Source organism: Undibacterium cyanobacteriorum, assembly GCF_031326225.1.
Classification (GTDB): Bacteria; Pseudomonadota; Gammaproteobacteria; order Burkholderiales; family Burkholderiaceae_D; genus Undibacterium; species Undibacterium cyanobacteriorum.
In genome coordinates this window covers 1,996,796-2,015,764 of the sequence record NZ_CP133720.1, presented here as the reverse complement: position 1 = coordinate 2,015,764, position 18,969 = coordinate 1,996,796, and the positions used below count along the sequence as shown (strand labels likewise).

At 46.8% G+C, this 18,969-nt stretch carries 17 protein-coding genes and 4 tRNA genes; 3 read left to right on the top strand and 18 right to left on the bottom strand.

Features of this window, described 5'->3' with window-relative positions:
* Positions 1-26: 26 nt before the first annotated feature.
* The 11 genes from hemN to RF679_RS08325 form a co-directional block, all read right to left on the bottom strand.
* Positions 27-1,430 (bottom strand): oxygen-independent coproporphyrinogen III oxidase, encoded by a 1,404-nt coding sequence (hemN, locus tag RF679_RS08375; protein WP_309483751.1) that lies wholly within the window; start codon positions 1,428-1,430, stop codon positions 27-29.
* A 319-nt stretch (positions 1,431-1,749) separates the two neighbouring features.
* Positions 1,750-2,307, bottom strand: coding sequence for a FixH family protein (locus tag RF679_RS08370; protein ID WP_309483750.1), 558 nt, complete (start codon positions 2,305-2,307; stop codon positions 1,750-1,752).
* 12 nt (positions 2,308-2,319) lie between these two features.
* On the bottom strand, positions 2,320-3,732 hold the full coding sequence (gene ccoG, locus RF679_RS08365; RefSeq protein ID WP_309483749.1) for a cytochrome c oxidase accessory protein CcoG: 1,413 nt from the start codon (positions 3,730-3,732) through the stop codon (positions 2,320-2,322).
* Positions 3,733-3,797: 65 nt separating this feature from the next.
* Positions 3,798-4,793: a cytochrome-c oxidase, cbb3-type subunit III gene (gene ccoP, locus RF679_RS08360; RefSeq protein ID WP_309483748.1), complete on the bottom strand. Its 996-nt coding sequence runs from the start codon at positions 4,791-4,793 to the stop codon at positions 3,798-3,800.
* A gap of 2 nt (positions 4,794-4,795) precedes the next feature.
* Positions 4,796-4,942 carry a cbb3-type cytochrome oxidase subunit 3 gene (locus RF679_RS08355; RefSeq protein WP_309483747.1) on the bottom strand — a complete coding sequence of 49 codons (147 nt, stop codon included), beginning with the start codon at positions 4,940-4,942 and terminating at the stop codon, positions 4,796-4,798.
* A 21-nt stretch (positions 4,943-4,963) separates the two neighbouring features.
* The gene (ccoO, locus tag RF679_RS08350; RefSeq protein ID WP_309483746.1) at positions 4,964-5,581 is read right to left on the bottom strand and encodes a cytochrome-c oxidase, cbb3-type subunit II; all 618 of its coding nucleotides are present in this window, start codon (positions 5,579-5,581) and stop codon (positions 4,964-4,966) included.
* Between the two features lie 26 nt (positions 5,582-5,607).
* Positions 5,608-7,047, bottom strand: coding sequence for a cytochrome-c oxidase, cbb3-type subunit I (gene ccoN, locus RF679_RS08345; protein WP_309483745.1), 1,440 nt, complete (start codon positions 7,045-7,047; stop codon positions 5,608-5,610).
* Between the two features lie 307 nt (positions 7,048-7,354).
* A complete protein-coding gene (locus RF679_RS08340) occupies positions 7,355-9,280 on the bottom strand; it encodes a SurA N-terminal domain-containing protein (RefSeq protein ID WP_309483744.1) in 1,926 nt (641 codons plus the stop codon).
* 73 nt (positions 9,281-9,353) lie between these two features.
* Positions 9,354-9,430: transfer RNA gene (locus RF679_RS08335), tRNA-Asp, on the bottom strand.
* A 20-nt stretch (positions 9,431-9,450) separates the two neighbouring features.
* Positions 9,451-9,526: transfer RNA gene (locus RF679_RS08330), tRNA-Val, on the bottom strand.
* Between the two features lie 51 nt (positions 9,527-9,577).
* On the bottom strand, positions 9,578-9,850 hold the full coding sequence (locus RF679_RS08325; RefSeq protein WP_212673987.1) for an HU family DNA-binding protein: 273 nt from the start codon (positions 9,848-9,850) through the stop codon (positions 9,578-9,580).
* Positions 9,851-10,211: 361 nt separating this feature from the next.
* Between RF679_RS08325 and nadB the strand changes: the two genes are divergently transcribed.
* Positions 10,212-11,831 (top strand): L-aspartate oxidase, encoded by a 1,620-nt coding sequence (gene nadB / locus RF679_RS08320; protein ID WP_309483991.1) that lies wholly within the window; start codon positions 10,212-10,214, stop codon positions 11,829-11,831.
* A gap of 125 nt (positions 11,832-11,956) precedes the next feature.
* Here the strand turns inward: nadB and radA are convergent, their stop codons facing one another.
* Positions 11,957-13,342 carry a DNA repair protein RadA gene (radA, locus tag RF679_RS08315; RefSeq protein ID WP_309483743.1) on the bottom strand — a complete coding sequence of 462 codons (1,386 nt, stop codon included), beginning with the start codon at positions 13,340-13,342 and terminating at the stop codon, positions 11,957-11,959.
* A gap of 155 nt (positions 13,343-13,497) precedes the next feature.
* On the opposite strand from radA, the gene lplT reads away from it, so the two are divergent.
* Positions 13,498-14,760 (top strand): lysophospholipid transporter LplT, encoded by a 1,263-nt coding sequence (gene lplT, locus RF679_RS08310; protein WP_309483742.1) that lies wholly within the window; start codon positions 13,498-13,500, stop codon positions 14,758-14,760.
* Positions 14,761-14,773: 13 nt separating this feature from the next.
* Here the strand turns inward: lplT and RF679_RS08305 are convergent, their stop codons facing one another.
* The 4 genes from RF679_RS08305 to tsaB all read right to left on the bottom strand — a co-directional run bounded on the left by RF679_RS08305 (position 14,774) and on the right by tsaB (position 17,746).
* A complete protein-coding gene (locus RF679_RS08305) occupies positions 14,774-15,733 on the bottom strand; it encodes a DUF1853 family protein (protein WP_309483741.1) in 960 nt (319 codons plus the stop codon).
* Between the two features lie 66 nt (positions 15,734-15,799).
* The gene (locus RF679_RS08300; RefSeq protein WP_309483740.1) at positions 15,800-16,534 is read right to left on the bottom strand and encodes a hypothetical protein; all 735 of its coding nucleotides are present in this window, start codon (positions 16,532-16,534) and stop codon (positions 15,800-15,802) included.
* Positions 16,527-17,048 (bottom strand): ribosomal protein S18-alanine N-acetyltransferase, encoded by a 522-nt coding sequence (gene rimI / locus RF679_RS08295; protein WP_309483739.1) that lies wholly within the window; start codon positions 17,046-17,048, stop codon positions 16,527-16,529. The genes RF679_RS08300 and rimI overlap by 8 nt, the downstream gene beginning before the upstream one ends.
* A 2-nt stretch (positions 17,049-17,050) precedes the next feature.
* Positions 17,051-17,746: a tRNA (adenosine(37)-N6)-threonylcarbamoyltransferase complex dimerization subunit type 1 TsaB gene (gene tsaB / locus RF679_RS08290; RefSeq protein WP_309483738.1), complete on the bottom strand. Its 696-nt coding sequence runs from the start codon at positions 17,744-17,746 to the stop codon at positions 17,051-17,053.
* A 112-nt stretch (positions 17,747-17,858) separates the two neighbouring features.
* Here tsaB and RF679_RS08285 point away from each other — a divergent pair, with 112 nt between their 5' ends.
* Positions 17,859-18,293: a thioredoxin family protein gene (locus RF679_RS08285; RefSeq protein ID WP_309483737.1), complete on the top strand. Its 435-nt coding sequence runs from the start codon at positions 17,859-17,861 to the stop codon at positions 18,291-18,293.
* A gap of 193 nt (positions 18,294-18,486) precedes the next feature.
* Here RF679_RS08285 and RF679_RS08280 read toward each other — a convergent pair.
* Both RF679_RS08280 and RF679_RS08275 read right to left on the bottom strand, forming a co-directional pair.
* Positions 18,487-18,563, bottom strand: a tRNA-Arg gene (locus RF679_RS08280).
* Positions 18,564-18,829: 266 nt separating this feature from the next.
* Positions 18,830-18,906: transfer RNA gene (locus RF679_RS08275), tRNA-Arg, on the bottom strand.
* Positions 18,907-18,969 lie beyond the last annotated feature (63 nt).

The following is an 18,969-nucleotide window of genomic DNA, read 5'->3' as shown; positions in this document are numbered from 1 at the left end:
GTCAGTAACGCAGAAATTTAGCGAAGTTAGATCAACTTCGAATATTTGGCACCACTACTCTGCGCCAGATACTTATCAAAGATCATAGCAAAGGCGCGCACGAACATACGACCTTTGGTCAAAACCGAAATTGAATTCTGATCGATGGCAATCAATCCCTCGGAAGCGAAAAAGGCCAATCGTTCAAGTTCCACTGCGAAATAGGAATGAAAGTCCACTTGATACTTACTCGAAATCTGAGCGAAATTCACCGAATTACTGCACATTAATTCCATAATAATTTCGCGGCGCATTAAGTCATCGTTATCGAGGTCGAAGCCCTTTTCAACAGGTAATTTGCCTTGATCAAGAATCGCGTAATATTCATCAAGGGTACGCACATTTTGAACGTAAGATGCCCCCAATTTACCAATCGCAGAAAGGCCAAGCGCGATCAAATCACAATCTGCTCGCGTGGTATAGCCCTGGAAATTACGGTGTAAGCTCTTATCTTGCATCGCCATAGCGAGACTATCATCCGGCTTAGCAAAATGATCCAAACCAATATAGATGTAACCAGCATCAAGTAGACGCTCTATCGACATTAAGAAAATCTGTAAGCGCTCCTCTGCACTTGGCAAATCAGCTTCATTAATGCGACGTTGTGGCTTAAAGCGGGTCGGCAAATGCGCATAGTTATACAAGGCAATTCGCGCAGGCGACAACTCGATCACGCGGTCCAACGTGGTCGAGAAGCTGGCAAGATTTTGTTTTGGCAGACCGTAGATCAAATCAAAATTGATCGAACCAAACCCCTCGTCCCTACTCTGCTGAATGCACTTTGCGACCATATCGAAGGGCTGAATACGATGGACCGCTTGCTGCACTTGCTCATCGAAATCTTGCACACCCAGACTGGTGCGATTAAAACCAAGTTCCGCCAAAAGATGCAAATATTCAGCTGTCACAGTGCGCGGATCGATCTCAATCGAAATCTCAGCATCCTCCGTAAAGCTAAAGTGGTTGCGCAACAATGTCATGAGTTGGCGCATTTCCTCATGACTGAGGAAAGTTGGTGTGCCGCCGCCCAAATGCAATTGAGATATTGCTTCGGGAGCGGTCAAATGAGCTCGAACTAGTTGAAGTTCTTTTTCGAGATATTGAAGGTAAGTCGCGGATTTACTGCGATCTTTGGTAATGACCTTATTACAAGCACAGTAGTAGCACAGAGATGCACAGAAAGGAACGTGAATGTAAAGCGATAATGGGGGGCGCTTTTCGCTGCGATTTCTTTGCTCAAGGTAGCGAATATAAGAATCCGCATTAAACTCAGCATGAAAACGATCTGCCGTAGGATAAGAAGTGTAGCGCGGCCCCAATGAGTCGAAACGACGAATAAGATCTTCTGAAATTTCTAAATTATCTCGACGTGCAACGACTCTTGTATCCATTGATTTACCGTATTTTCTGCAAAAGGAAAGCTGTTATCCAGCTCGAAAGACAACCCAATGCCCAAAACATCAAGAAGCCAATTGTATAGGCGCCGAGCATATGGACTTGAATTTTCTCATCGAGAATTATCAATTCCATAGGATCGACCAAACTAAAAAAAATTCCCGTTCCAACGCAAGCCATCAAAAAGCCTGGCCATAGTACAACCATCAAAATGGTAGATAACGAAAATCGTTCTTCTGTTTTAATGCGATTTTCCAAACTTGTCTCCTCAATTCGAGTGCAGGTTTGCAAACAATCGACACCAGTCAACGTGTCTTAGTTTGCCACAGATAAAACTAAATTTCTTTGAAGTGGATCATACCAATCACCAGTTAAACGCCATTCATTGGTTTCAAGTTTGATATGCAACAACTTTACTCGCTCAAGATCTAGACTATTCTTTCCTTGCAAGACCTGGCTCAGATCGACTTGGTAACTTGATCCACCAGTCAATTTCAGTGGCAATCGACGCACCACTTCTTCCACTAATCCTTTTTCTGCACCAGAAGTAGCGATACTCAATTGCACCGAATCCGGCACTGCAGCCTTCGACTGTAACTGAAGGGTCATACTCTTTTTCGCCAAATCGAGGTGCATGTTCGCTGTCAATGCGAGCTCGCGTGCTTTTGCATCACGCTGCAAATTCGTGTTAATCATTAAGCCCTGCTTGTAGTAATCCTTCGCAACGACTTGATCGGCGCCACGCATCGCCAACATGCCAGTAAAGACACTGGCGCACACGACAATTAAGGGGCCACCAATGACCAAGAGCAGCCAAGGCTCTTTATACCAAACATCTTGCTTCGCCGGTTTATTAAATATTGCTGTATTCATTTTTTACTCCAATTATCGAGGAACGATAAAGACTGCTTTTTCCGTCACCGTCACATTCATTTTTTGCTTATCCGTGATGGTGAATTTAATCCGGTTCGATCCTGTAGTCGCAACACCTGCCGGAACACGAACCCTCACAGGGAATGCTTTCGTGCTAGCAGAAGGAATCACCACGCTATCTGCATTTACGATCTCAGCGCCGTTCAAGCCTTTAACGGTGATGATGTACTCGCGCTGCGACTCTTGTGTATTCATAATCTGCAGGCGATACACATTTTCTACCCCACCAGTCTCGGTGATTTTTGGCATTGCACGGTCACGCAACACATCCACTTTCAACGGAACACGAAACGCCAAAGATAAACCGGCCAAGAAAATAATCAAACACAAAATACCTGTGTAAATGAGGGTTCTTAAACGGAATACGCGTTGCCACATCTCCTGCTTCGTCATTTTGCGTTTCAGAGCGTGTTCGGTTGTGTACCGCACCAAGCCACGCTCATATCCCATCTTGTCCATCACTTGGTCGCAGCCATCAATACAGGCGCCACAAGCGATACACTCATACTGCAATCCGTTGCGGATATCAATTCCGGTTGGACAAACCTGTACACAGATACCACAGTCCACACAAGCGCCAAGTCCCTGCTCTTTGTAATCAACCTTCTTATTACGCGAACCGCGTGGTTCACCACGCTCGGTATCGTAGGTGACAATCAAAGTATCTTTATCAAACATTGCACTCTGAAAGCGTGCATAGGGGCACATGTATTTACAAACTTGTTCACGCATAAAGCCTGCATTGCCATAGGTGGCAAACGCGTAGAACAACATCCAAAATGTTTCCCATGGACCGAGGTTCGTGGCGAGCACTTCTTGGGCGAGCGTTTTGATGGGGGTAAAATATCCAACGAATGTAAAGCCCGTCCACAACGCGATCAATATCCAAGTACTGTGCTTGATTGTTTTTAAGCGAAACTTGCGCACCGACATTGGTGCATCATCAAGTTTCATGCGCGCACCACGATCACCTTCAACTTTGGCTTCGATCCATAAAAAAATCTTGGTGTAGACCGTTTGTGGGCAAGCATATCCACAAAATAGACGACCAGCCATGGCGGTGAACAAGAACAACGAGAGCGCCGATATCACCAGCAAGACGGCTAAATAAATAAAATCCTGAGGCCATAAAATCAGGCCAAAAATATAAAATTTACGGTTAACCAAATCAAATAAAACGGCCTGGCGATCGTTCCAATCAAGCCAAGCCGCGCCGTAAAACAACACCTGTGTGAAGAAAACCAAAACCCAACGCCAAGACTGAAACCAGCCTTTCTGAGTACGAGGATAAATCTTTTTACGCTCTTCAAAAAGTGCTAACTCTGCCTCATCCGGCGCGACAGGAATAATGGGAATTTTCTTCATTTTCTACCTTTAAAACTCGCAAATTTCTTGGCGCCGACTGTGGTCGACGCCAAGTATTCACTCAATCATTTCGAAGCTGCACTTGCATCAGCTGCTTCAATTTGCTTCAACGCATTCGCTTCGCTTGCCGCAGCAGCACTATTTCCGCTGTTTGACAAACTCCATACGTAAGCAGTCAGCAAATGAATTTTAGCTTCGGACAAAAGTGCTTTGTGCGCAGGCATTTGATTGGAACGGCCTTTGTTGATCGTTTCCATGATCGTGTCGATACCACCGCCATACAACCACACTTTATCGGTCAAGTTTGGTGAACCCAAAGCTTGGTTACCTTTACCATCAGCACCATGGCAAGCAGCACAAACGCCGAACTTCGATTTACCTAATGCCGCCTTGATTGGATCATGTGCCGCGCCAGACAAACTCATGACATAGTTGGCCACGTTACGTACATCATCCTCACCACCCAAAGCTGCCCCCATCGGTGGCATTTGACCATGACGACCTTCAGTGATGGTCGTTTTGATGACTTGCGGATCACCACCATACAACCAATCGCTGTCTGTCAAATTGGGATAACCCTTGCCCCCTTGAGCATCAGAACCATGGCACTGAGCGCAAGTATTTAGGAACAAGCGCTGTCCAATTTCATGGGCTTGTGGATCCTTGGCAACTGCAGCGACATCCATACCTAAGTACTTATTGAACAAAGGACCGTACTGTGCTTCACCGTCCTTCATTTCCTTGTCATAGGCACCTGTTTGGGACCAACCAAATTTACCTTGATAAGCACCAAAACCTGGATATACAACGAGGTAACCCACGCTGTAAATCAAAGTTAAGTAGAACAACCACATCCACCATTTCGGCAAAGGATTGTTTTGCTCGGAGAGATTTTCATCCCATACGTGACCGGTTGTTTCAGCTGGCAATGGTTTGCCATCTGAGCCGATTTTCACTTTTACTTTGGACTGGGCCCACAACAAAATACCACACGCAAGAATACTGATCGCGGTGACGATCGCTATCGCTGTGCCCCACCATTCGCTAATAAAGTCTGCCATGGCTATTTTCCATTCTCTTCATCTTGTGGCAACTTGGCCAATTCTTCAAAACGGGCTTTGTTATTCGAACTAAAAGCCCAATATAGGATGCCAATAAACACGATCATTGAGATCAATGTCATCACGCTACTGACGATAGTAAAGTTCATCCTAAGCTCCTTTCCAAAAACTTAGTTCTTGTTTTTGATCGCAGTACCCAACACTTGTAAGTAAGCGATGAGTGCATCCAACTCTGTCTTGTCTTTCACGTCTGCCGCCGCAGTCGCGATTTCTTGATCGGTGTATGGCACACCCAAGGTACGCATTGCTCGCATTCTTGGCGCCAAGCCATCGGCATCCACTGTTGCCTTTGCCAACCAAGAGTACGATGGCATATTCGATTCTGGAACCACAGAGCGTGGATCCATCAAGTGATCGCGGTGCCATGTATCACTATAACGACCGCCAACACGCGCCAGATCTGGACCAGTACGCTTACTACCCCATTGGAACGGATGATCATAAACAGACTCACCGGCTACAGAGTAATGACCATAACGCTCGGTTTCCGCACGGAATGGACGAATCATTTGTGAGTGGCAACCGTAGCAGCCTTCACGCAAATAAACGTCGCGACCAGCCAATTGCAAAGCGGTGTATGGTTTCACACCCGCCACGGCCTCAGTAGTCGATTTTTGGAAAAACAGTGGGACGATCTCAACCAGGCCACCAACGCTAATGGTCAAGATCACCAACACCAACATCAGACCGATATTTCGCTCGATCAAATCATGTGTAAATTTACGCATTCTTATTCTCCTAATGGCGTGTTCAATCAAGCGTGCGCTGCTTGTGCAGGAACTGCAGGAATCGCATCGTTCGCAGGCTTAGCCATCGCGATAGTTTTCGCAACGTTATACACCATCAACAACATGCCACTTAAATACAAGAGACCACCAGTCAAACGGATCACATAGTACGGATAGGTCGCTTTAACAGATTCAACGAAGGTGTACGTCAAAGTACCGTCTTCATTGACCGCGCGCCACATCAAACCTTGCATCACACCAGCGATCCACATTGCAGCGATATACAAAACGATACCGATGGTTGCAATCCAGAAATGCATCTCGATCAGGCGCTTGCTGTACATCTCTGTTTGACCAAACAAACGTGGCACGAGGTAATACAAACTACCGATAGAAATGAAACCAACCCAACCCAAGGCACCCGAGTGAACGTGACCGACCGTCCAATCAGTGTAGTGCGACAAAGCGTTGACCGTTTTGATCGCCATCATTGGACCTTCGAAAGTAGACATACCGTAGAAGGACAAAGAAACGATCAAGAAGCGCAAGATAGGATCGGAACGTAATTTGCTCCATGCGCCGGACAAGGTCATGATGCCATTGACCATACCACCCCAAGATGGAGCCAACAAAATCAAGGAGAACAACATACCCAGTGACTGCGCCCAATCAGGCAATGCTGTGTAATGCAAGTGATGAGGACCTGCCCACATATACGTGAAAATCAAGGCCCAAAAGTGGACGATGGACAAACGATAGGAATACACTGGGCGACCAATTTGTTTTGGCACGAAGTAGTACATCATGCCCAAGAAACCAGCTGTCAAGAAGAAACCCACCGCATTGTGACCGTACCACCACTGCACCATCGCATCCTGCACGCCAGAATAGGCTGAGTAGGATTTCATGAAGTTGACTGGCATCGCTGCACTATTCACGATGTGCAAAACTGCAACCGCCACGATAAAAGCACCGAAGAACCAGTTCGCCACGTAGATGTGTTCTACTTTGCGCTTCATAATGGTACCGAAGAACACCACCGCGTAAGCAACCCATACCAAAGCGATCAAGATGTCGATTGGCCATTCGAGTTCTGCGTATTCTTTACCTTGTGTAAAACCCAATGGCAAAGTTACTGCAGCAGCAACGATCACTAATTGCCAACCCCAGAAAACGAAGTCGATCAAAGGACCACCGAATAAACGTGCATTTGTCGTTCGCTGTACAACGTAAAAAGAAGTTGCAAACAAAGAGCAGCCGCCAAACGCGAAAATCACCGCGTTCGTATGCAATGGACGCAGACGTCCATAACTGAGCCAGGGGATGCCACTAATCAGTTCTGGCCAAGCCAATTGAGCCGCAATTAACACGCCTACCAGCATGCCAACGACGCCCCAAACGACGGCCATGACAGAAAATTGGCGCACAACTCGATAGTTGTAGGTGTTTTCAATGGTTTTTGTCATGATCTCACTCGGTTAAAAAAGTTACAGGTGCAGGATATCAATCGCGCTTACAAGCCACATTGATTCACATCAAAAACTACATTTATTGCAAAGCAACTTTTTCGAGTTTAGATCGAAAACATACAAGGAACACATTCTTGCACCGAAAAACAACTCTTTTGCGACTACCAGCAGACTATCCGATACCACTTCCACTGAGAGAATCGCCTCAAAAAAAAGCAAAAAACTTTGGCGCAAAAAAAAGCAGCCCGAAGGCTGCTTTTTACGGAACAGATCACGACGCTCACAATGTCAACGCCTTTTGCTTTTATTGACTTGATGCGTCACCAACGTTTTTACTATTCAAAGCAGATTGATTCACAGTCACTTTGGCACGCTGCTTGAGCGCTTCAATATAAGAGAAAACCTCTTGCTGAGCGATCGCATTTTCTAACTGACGCCCCTCGTTTGCACGACGTGTTGGATCAGGCGTTCCCGGCAATACTTTAGCAATACGGAATACTTCGTAACCAACGCCTGGCACTTCCACTCCCACGAATGCTGGGAGTTTTTGCACATCTGCTTTCAACACTGCCTGCAAAGCTTCTGGCGCAATTTCAGACTGTTTTGTCCGCGAGACTAATTTCAAGTCATTGAAACCGTTCGTCGAATCGGATGACTTCAAAGCTGCTATCTTTGCCAATCCAGCTTTCTTCGCCAAAGACTGAGCTTCGACCTGTACCAATTGAGTTTGAATACTAGCCTTCACTTCATCGAAAGCACGCTTACTTTTTGGTTTATGTTCCAAAACTCGCGCCGAAAATAATGTATTTGGCGCCAGCTCAGTTGGATCGATATTGTGCTTCTTCTTGATCGCTTCATCCGCAAATACCGCTTTCAAGAATTTAGGGTTATTCGATGCAACCGTCGGTGGCAAAATCGGATTGGCTTGACGACCAAGATTGGACGCTTTTTCCAACTTCAGATTCATTTTTTCCGCGACAGCTTGCAGGCTATCCGACTGCTCGACCAAATTAGTAAATGTATCAGCTGCCTCAGCAAATGCCTTTGAAGCTTTTTGCTTCTTAATTTCAGCAACCAACTCACCACGAACTTCATCGAGAGGTTTGACTGCCGCCGCTTTGATAGCATTCAACTGCACAATATGAATACCATACTCGGTCGTCACTAAACCACTCATTTCGCCCTGCTTCAACTTAAATACTGTCTCATCAAAGGCTTTAGTCATTGCACCGCGCTTAAAGAACCCCAAATCGCCACCGTTCTGAGCCGAACCAGGGTCTTGTGAATTTTCTTTCGCCAATTTAGGGAACAAACTTGGATCCTTACGCAATTGAGCTAACAATCCTTCCGCTTTTGTTTGTACAGCCTTCTTATCCGCTTCGCTAGCATCCTTAGCCACACTCAACAAAATATGACTAGCTTGGCGCAATTCTTCGGTCGAGTAACGGTTTTTGTTTTGTTCGTAATACGCCGCCACCTCGGTGTCAGAGACTGTCGTTTTTTCCGCGAGGCTTTCCGCACTGAGTACGACATATTCCACAGAAACGGATTCTGGCACTTCGAATTGACTACCATTTTTATCATAAAACGCGCGCATCATTTCATCGGTCACCTTCACCTCGTTAAGGTAATCTTTGGCTTTGAAGCCCAAAGATTGAACTTCACGCTCTTGCTCAGAGATTGCGGCAATACGCGCAGCAATCGCCTTTGGCATGATCGCAGTACCTTGAATCGCATCGATCAATTGTTGATTTGTCAGATCTTGACGCAAACTCACTTCGTAACTTGCGGGGGTCATACCCTGCGCAGCCAACAAACTCTTATAACGATCTTTATCGAAGCTATTGTCCGGCTTACGCAAACCAGGAATTTCCAAAATATTTTTCTGCAAAGCTTCATCGGTCACAGCAAGCTTCGATTGCTTTGCTTCAAGCGCAACCACACGGCGCGAAATCAAGCCATCTAGAATTTCTTTACGCATCTCCGGCGTATTGAGTAATTGAGCGTCGAAATCTGGGCCGTAAGCCTGCTTCATTCGATCAATCTGTGAACGCAATGCTTGATTGAACTCTTCAACCGGAACACCTTCAGAACCAACCTTGGCGATCTCTGCACGACTGCCCGAGAAACTGTTGAAGCCAACCACACCGCCGACCACGAATGATGGGAAAATAATCAGCAGCAAGACGAATTGCATTAAACGCTGATGTGTACGGATAAAGTCAAACATATTGCACCGACCAATTCACAAATTTCACTTCGTAATAAGAAAAAAGGCGAACATATGTTCGCCTTTTAGATGTTGGCGGAGCGGACGGGGCTCGAACCCGCGACCCCCGGCGTGACAGGCCGGTATTCTAACCAACTGAACTACCGCTCCGAATACTGCTGTTAATTTATTGGTGGGCGCTGAGAGGCTCGAACTCCCGACCTAAGCCTTGTAAGGGCTCCGCTCTACCAACTGAGCTAAGCGCCCCATCATAAATTAACTAAACACGGCTAGCTTTTATGCAAACCGTGAAAAGTATTAGTTTACCGCATCTTTCAAAGCTTTGCCAGGTTTAAATTTAGGAACCTTGGCAGACTTGATTTTGATCGCTTCGCCAGTACGTGGATTGCGACCTGTACGAGCTGCACGTTTACCGACAGAAAAAGTACCAAAACCAACGAGGGTCACTGTACCGTTCTTTTTCAGAGTTGTTTTGACTGCAGCAATAACTGCATCCAAAGCACGAGCAGATGCAGCTTTCGACAAATCAGCACTCTTAGCGATATGGTCGATCAATTCGGTTTTATTCACTTACGTCCCCTCACAAAAAAATACACAACAAAGATGTTTCGGCAGTTTAACCATCCTCACTCTCGAAAGGTGGCTGAAAAATTGCATCCGGTATTAGATCAAGGCGCTCGCAATTGTGTCAAGCAGTTTGGATGCTTTTTTGAAATCAAACTAGAAAAAACCAACCAGGAGCGTTAAGAGCGTTGCAGAAATCCGGCAATACCAAGCAAGAATGCGACTTACAGGCATGATCAAATACCGAATTTAGTGGGAGTTTCGCGGTGTTCGAGTACATGTTTGGATAAAAATCGCATATAGTTGAGCCCTTTATCGGTGAGCTCATCAGCTTGCCAATTTCACTTACTTACTTAAAGATCGAATGATGAAGTTTGATGTTGCGATCGTCGGCAGCGGACTTGCCGGACTCTCTGTTGCTTTGCATTTAGCGAAAACTCATAAGGTTGCCGTAATTTCGAAACGAACCCTACTTGACGGTGCCAGCAATTGGGCTCAGGGTGGGATCGCAGCGGTGCTTGATTCCCACGACAGTCACGAACAACATATTTCGGACACGATTATTGCTGGAGCCGGGCTATGCGACGAAGTCGCCACCCGGGCAATTATTGAGCAAGGTAGACAAGCAATTGATTGGTTGATCGAACAAGGCGTTCCCTTCACCAAAGACCACGAGGCGGAACTCGGTTTTCACTTAACACGCGAAGGTGGACACAGCCAGCGTCGAATTATTCACGCGGCAGATGCGACTGGGCATGCAGTACAAGTAACGCTCGAACAACTCGTACGGAAAAATCCCAACATCAGCCTTTTCGAACATCACTACGCAATCGATGTCATAACATCCGCTAAAGTTGGCGACACCTCTGCAACGCCAACCTGCCTTGGCCTCTACGTGCAAGATGTTAAGACTGGTGCCGTACACACGGTGAGCGCACAGCATACTGTCCTTGCAACCGGTGGCGCAGGCAAAGTTTACCTCTACACGACCAACCCCGATACAGCAACCGGTGATGGAATTGCAATGGCATGGAGAGCGGGCTGCCGCGTTGCCAATATGGAGTTCATGCAATTCCACCCAACCTGTTTGTACCACCCCTACGCAAAGTCTTTTCTGATCACCGAAGCAGTGCGTGGCGAAGGCGGCATCTTGAAATTACCTCCAGAAGCCGGTGCCGCTGCTGGTACACGTTTCATGCTAAATCATGATGATCGCGCCGAACTTGCACCACGCGATGTGGTCGCACGTGCGATCGACTTTGAAATGAAAAAGCGCGGCCTCGATTATGTCGAACTAGACATAAGCCATCAATCACCCGAGTTCCTAAAAGAACATTTCCCAACCATTCACGCACGTTGTCTTGAGCTGGGTATCGACATTACAAAGCAAGCCATCCCCGTGGTTCCTGCGGTACATTTTACTTGCGGCGGTGTGGTGACAGACACGCTCGGAAGGACAGATATTCCTGGGCTGTATGCGGTCGGCGAAACCGCCTACACAGGTCTGCATGGCGCGAATCGATTGGCCAGCAATTCTTTGCTCGAATGTCTTGTAGTTGGCAAAGCCGCCGCACAGCATATTGCAGCACAAATCCCAAGCAACCGTCCAGAGTTACCAGCATGGGATGAAAGCCGCGTCGCCGATGCAGACGAAGAAGTCGTGATCGCCAACAACTGGGATGAACTACGTCGCTTCATGTGGAATTACGTTGGTATCGTGCGAACTACGAAACGACTTGAACGCGCAAAACATCGCATTCAATTACTGAAGGAAGAAATCGACGAATACTACGCCAACTTCCGAATTTCAAACAATTTGCTTGAGTTACGTAATTTGGTCGAAGTAGCTTCGCTAATTGTTGAAAGCGCACTCTCACGTAGAGAGAGTCGTGGACTACACTACAGTCGAGATTACCCTGACACGCTGCCGAAAGCATTAGCGACAGTGATGACACCAAAAATTCGAAATAAACTCGCCAAGAAATAACGGACTGGTGGATCAAATGCGGAGATGCGAACCTAAAAATACATCTCCGCACAAGTTGCAATGACGCTCAAGGTGCACACTTAAACAACATAACATCACGCGCCCCATCAACAATCAAGCATCAATCAAGCATCAATCAAACCATCAATGTCGCGAATCTTACTCAAAGCTTCATCGATGCGATCTACCGCGATAATTTGTAAGCCTTCGATCTTTTGTTTCGGTGCATTAGATTTAGGAATCATCGCCACAGAAAATCCGAGCTTTGCCGCTTCTCGCAAACGTTCTTGCCCTCGGGGTGCTGGTCGAATTTCTCCCGCCAAACCGACCTCACCGAAGACCACAAATCCACGTGGTAAAGGTTTATTTCGCATCGAAGAATTAATGGCCAACAGTACCGCCAAATCGGCTGCGGGCTCTGTAATTTTGACGCCGCCAACCGCATTGATAAAGACATCTTGATCGAACGCTGCGACACCGGCATGCCGATGTAAGACTGCGAGTAACATAGCTAAGCGATTTTGTTCCAACCCCACCGACAAACGTTTTGCATTAGGCGCATGAGAGGTATCCACGAGCGCTTGAATCTCGACCAGTAAAGGGCGAGTTCCCTCTTGCGTCACCATGACGCAAGAACCTGCAACTTGCGCATCATGTTGTGACAAAAAGAGCGCGGAAGGATTCGAAACTCCTTTCAAACCACGTTCCGTCATCGCAAAAACACCGAGCTCATTCACCGCACCAAAGCGATTCTTAATCGCCCGCACCAAGCGGTAACTTGAGTGCGTATCACCTTCAAAGTACAAAACGGTATCGACAATGTGTTCGAGAACGCGAGGTCCGGCGAGTGCGCCCTCTTTTGTCACATGCCCTACCAGAATCATCGTCACATTACTCGCTTTCGCAACCCTAGTGAGTTGCGCTGCACATTCACGGACTTGAGCTACTGATCCGGGTGCCGAACTCAAGGCATCCGAATACAAGGTTTGAATGGAATCAATCACCACCACCTGAGGCTGATGCTCACTTAAAGTGTTGAGAATCTTCTCCAATTGGATTTCTGCTTGCAACGAAACTTGGTCAGTCTCCACCATCAAACGTTTCGCGCGCAAGGCGATTTGCGCCCCAGACTCTTCGCCACTCACATACAAAACTTTTTTGACGCGGGCTAAATTCGATAATGCTTGTAGCAACAAGGTGGATTTACCAATCCCAGGATCACCGCCAATGAGAACCACCCCGCCCGGCACCAAACCACCGCCAAGAACTCGATCAAACTCATCAACACCTGTACCGAACCGTGGCACATCATCAGCTTCAATTGCTCCCAAATTAAGAACCGGAGCACTTTGGGCCAATCCCTGAAATTTTTGCGAGAATCGGTTTCCAGCTTCCTCCACCAAGGTTTCTACCAGTGTGTTCCATTGTTGGCAGGAAGGGCATTGACCTGCCCACTTACTCTGAACCCCGCCGCATTCAGTGCAGGTATAGTTTGTTTTTTGTTTAGCCATTTTAAAAATGTCTTTTTCGACGCATCGAATTTCAGTTCAAAACCACTGATATTTTACACAGTATCAATCAAACAGATTGTCTTATTTCAAGTGTTACTCCAAAGTTTCATGGTATAAAGCACACCTGCATCTATAAGCACAGGTCATAAGAACGAATGAAACGCGGTTTTTACACAATTATGGCGGCGCAGTTCTTTTCTTCGCTCGCCGATAATGCATTGCTGATTGCAGCAATGGCTTTACTGACTACGATGAATGAACCCGCGTGGATGACACCATTACTGAAATGGAGTTTCGCGCTTTCTTATGTTTTGCTAGCAGCCTTTGTAGGTGCCTTTGCTGACTCCATGCCTAAAGGGCGAGTCATGTTTATCACTAACCTCATAAAGGTTGGCGGCTGCGGCCTGATGTTTTTCGACGTTCATCCAGTCATTGCATATGGTATCGTGGGTTTCGGCGCCGCCGCATATTCGCCAGCAAAATATGGCATCTTGACCGAGCTACTACCAGCAGAAAAACTGGTTGCGGCGAATGGCTGGATCGAAGGATTAACAATCGGTTCGATTATTCTTGGGGTTCTTCTCGGCGGCAAACTCATCGACCCACATATTTCAACTTGGATTCTTTCCTTTGATTTTCCAGTCGTCGATACCGGCATCGATACCACCAATGAAGCTGCACTCTGTGTAATCACAAGCTGCTACTTAATCGCAGCGCTCTTTAATCGCCACATCCCAGATACCGGTGCAGTATATCCAAAGCAAGAGCGCAATCCATTCTGCCTATTGCGCGATTTCACACATTGCTCAGTCAAACTCTGGAAAGACAAATTAGGCCAAATCTCGTTAGCGGTGACAACTCTCTTTTGGGGCGCAGGCGCGGTGTTGCAGTTGCTAGTACTCGAATGGGCTCGCGTTAATCTCCATATGCCCTTAGAGAAAGGGACCGAGCTTCAAGGTGTATTCGCCCTTGGTATCGCATTAGGGGCCTTACTCGCTGCCAAATTCATTCCGCTCAAGCGCTCATTAAGTGTAATGAAGCTCGGCGTCATGATGGGTCTCGTAGTCACGTCAATGGTCTTCGTCAAGAGCGTTTGGCTAGCTTATCCCTTACTCATTTTCATTGGGGGCCTCGCCGGATTTTTCGTCGTACCGATGAACGCACTCTTGCAACACCGTGGACATGTATTGATGAGTGCTGGTCACTCAATCGCGGTACAAAATTTCAACGAACAATTATCGATTTTAGTGACCTTAGCCATCTATAGCTTTATGGTGAAGCAAGCACTACACACAAGCACAATTATTATTGCATTCGGCGTTTTTGTGGCGTCGACAACCTATTTGGTGATGCGCAAACATGCATCAAACCAAGCAAAGTTCGACTCGGTCGCTTTAATTGGTGAAGAAAAACACTAGGATTGGATTGCATTTAAGCGTTGGGCTCTTGCCGCTCTACTTGTGCAGCCTTCATTGGCCACTCGCTAGGCACCACAAAGCCACGGCAGAATTCTTGCATGACATCGCCGCTATGGCGCATGATGGCGACTAAAACGGGCCTTTGGTCGATGTGGAAGTGGCGCTCCAACATTTCAATCAGAAGATCTTTTTTCAACACGTCAGTCGGATCACATTGTGCTGGAGCTAGCCAGTCCAGTCTCTCCAAGACCATGGCATTTGGAATTGCCAGTTTTTTTAGTTCGTCCAAGGTCCACCAAAACCCCATGCAGTGACCGTGTGCAATTCCCTCAACTAAATTGACTTCACGCTCTGTCGCTCGATAAAACAACCAGCCTTTCACTAAAGCCTTAGCCGCAGCAACACCCTGCGGAACCGCTTTTTGTGCGGCGGGATGCAATGATAAAGTCAATTGCTTTCCTAGGATTTTTTGCATCTTTGCGCCCAAACTATCATTCAAACCGGGGCCCAAATAATCAAAGACCGATGGTCGATGCATCGTATGACCAGGCAATTGAAAAAGATAAAATTTCGTCGCCAGTTCCAGATGAATCAAGCCACTATGACCATACAGTAAAAAGTCGAACTCCCCTATGGTGTGACTAGCACGATCATTTACCTGCAAACTCCGTCCAAACAAAATTCCCTCATGCTGGAAAAAGTACGCTAACAAGTTTTCAGCATAATGTCCGAGGCGGAGAGACTCGTGAAGGTTGACCATTTCATGCAAAGGCGTTGGATGCGCATCGAGTTCGAATAACCAACGCTTAAGAGTTGAACGCTCCGGCAGACTAAGATGAGCAATCTGTCGATGCCACATAGGTGAGCGCTCATCCAGCACGGATGGCGACAACAGCAACCACGTCAATGCGCGAACATGCTTATCGCGCAATTGGAAAAATTCTCTATGAAAAACATCCTGAAAAGTTTGCATATAGTGACTTCCCACTCGCGATTACGGCCGTCGAAATTGTTTATTGCGAGTCTAGCTCAAAACATTTCAAACTTCGCGACTTGTTTCAGAAGCGATACGACACAGTTGCTGCCAAACGACTCGTTTAAGAGAGGAATCTTGCAAGATGTCATAGATACTGGGGCTCATATCAATTTCAAGTCCCTCCCATTGGACTGGGACCTTGAAATCTTGGGACTGAGAAGACACTCCCATTGCAGTTGCAATTCGCGGCCCAAACACCAGCACACGCTTTGGCCTGAATAATTTCAAATAGCGCTTTAAGAGTGCTCCACATCCGGCAGCAGAGGTTTGAAGAGGAATCTGTGTGGCTTCGCTCGGCATCATGGCGTTCAACAACGGCATAGAAACGGTCGCAGCACATAGTCCTTTCGCGGCCAGCATGATGTTACCAAGCAAACGTTCAGCTTGGTTCGCCAAAACTGGATCATAGCTCCCCAGTTCCGACCAATCGAACAACAAAACCAAGTCAGGAGAGACCGTTGGCTTTGCAAACATTTGTTTGCCATAACGAGAACACAAGGTACAAGCATTGCAAGCTTGAATATCGATCGACAATTGCTCCCACGTGTCATTGCTCGCTTTCGCAACACCCTGAACACCCTCACCACCCTCAACGTTCGGCAATCGTTGAACAACATCCTGACCAGAAATCTGATCGGACAACTCCACAACGGCGACGGGGCCACCTTCAGCATGACGTAACTGCCACACTTCACCAATCCCCAAATGCTTCAGAAAGTAGTCACGCTGACTATTCATGGAAACTCCGATTGAGTTCAAGACGCATCACGATCGCATCCTCTCTCGCGCCATTTTCTGCTGGATAATATGCCCGCCGGCGCCCTATTTCGACAAATCCAAAACGATCATAAATCTGAATCGCTCTTGCGTTACTGACACGAACTTCAAGCATGATCGATACAAAATCACCCTGCTCGGCAAACAACTTCAATGCGTCCAACAGCTGATGCGCATAGCCCATCCCTTGATATGCCTTTGCCACAGCAATCGTCAGTAAGTGAAGCTCATCCACCACTGGCATCACAAAAAAATAGCCTATCAAGGATTGAAGCTCTTGATTTGCACAAGATCTCAATCCGAAAGCGGGATAAGCCTGAGCGAAAGAATCTTCAAAGTTCCCTCGCGACCACGGGTGAGTATAGACCGCATTTTCGATCTCAAACACCGAATCGAGATCATCGATCGTCAACTGGCACAATTCAATTTCGTCTTGCGTGTCATTTCCATCAGCTGTAGCAAGAACAAAGCCCATATTTAAGTACCCACCGCTTTATTTTCACTTTGTGCGTGCCGTTCTGCCGTTGTGAGCGCCACTTTATTTCGCAGATAAAGGGGTTGTGCCAACTCAGCAGTGACATATAAGTCCTGCGCAGCTTTCAATGCTAAGCTAATCGATTGTTGGGCATGCGGCATTGCACTTACAGCGCGGGATTGAAACGAATCACTCAACGACACTTGCGTTCCAATCACAACTGAAACAGCGTTCGAGCGCAAATGATCCTCCACTTCGGCGGTCGAACCAAGTTTCGGGTTCGTTAGTTCTTCCCACGCACCGTCCTTCCACCGCAAGTGCGTCCAATAGACCTCGGACATCCGTGCATCTAAGACACAAACACACTCCTCCACGCCAAATTTTTCTCGCGCTTTCTGTGCTTGAACATGCAGACTTACGAGCGGCAATACAGGCAAATCCAAAGCAAAAGCTAGCCCCTGAATCACACCACATGCCGTACGAACCCCAGTGAATGCGCCTGGTCCACATCCAAGAGCGAGCAGCTCAACATCGGACAGCGCTATTTCGTGTTGATTCAGTAGATCTTGAATTGCGGGCAGTAATCCATGTGAGTGGGTATTAACACCGGAAAGCTCTAGACTTTTAAGTGTTCCCTTGTGTGAAATGGCAACCGATGCGACATCAGTTGAGGTTTCGATAGCGAGTATAGTCTTCATATCGATATTTTAACCGCACTCAAGTAGGCTCCCAAGCTTTTACGTTTTATTGGAGGTTGCAAATTATTCAGATACGCATTCAGATGCATGATCAGCTGCGGTAAAATATCTTATGAACTCAAACACCGATCACTTCAGCCTCGATAATCTGCAGGCACTTTCCAATCAGTTAGACCAAAGCCCTTGGCTGGTGGCCTGTCTTTGCGCCGCTTGGTGTGATACTTGCCAATCCTATCGACCACAATTTGAAGAGCTCAGTCGCAAGCAAAACAATAAAATATTTGCATGGATCGATATTGAAGATCACGCCGACCTGATTGAAGACCTCGATATCGAAAATTTCCCCACCATTCTGATCGAATACGAGGCCAAGGTTTTGTTCTTGGGGACCATGCTGCCAGACGCCACACTCGTTGGTAAACTTTTAAGCAATTTGGAGAGCGTGCTTGAAACCAAGCCCCTCACGGCAATTGCACCAATGATCCAAGAGGCCAATCGTGGCATTGGTGAATGGAGTTTGAGCAAAAAAATAAAGGCTCAGAATTAAAGAGCAAAAAAGCAGTTTAGAAAGGTTTGACGCAACACCGTCACCCCACGATGCTGTGCGGTTCTCCGTCGACGTAGGCGAAATTGACGTCCGCTAAAATGAGTAGATTCGGAAATAAGTCGACTGGTCTTAATCGCGCAACGTAAAAGAAAAAAGGATCCAGACTTTCATCTGAATCCTTTTTCTTTGAAACTGGTGCGGCTGGCAGGAATCGAACCCACGACCCCTTGGTTCGTAGCCAAGTACTCTATCCAGCTGAGCTACAGCCGCGAAGACAAAAATTATAACATAGCACCGTGAATTTTCAAAGCCCCAAGGCAAAAACTTCAAAAGGACCATACATACATCGCTCGGAGTTACATTACCGACTTGCCTAAAAGTGAAGAATAACGCCCCCCCCTACCTCCAACAAGTTTTAGATTGAGCAAAACTACAAATGGCATACCATTTAGCGTAGAAAGTAACGAAGAACAAAACAGTTAATTTCAAAAGCCCAAACGAAAAAGGGTTTAGACCGAAGTCTAAACCCTTAAATCTGGTGCGGCTGGCAGGAATCGAACCCACGACCCCTTGGTTCGTAGCCAAGTACTCTATCCAGCTGAGCTACAGCCGCGAAAAACAAAATTATAGCACAGAAACTTCTAATCAATAGAACTTTTTCAAATTCCTTCACTTA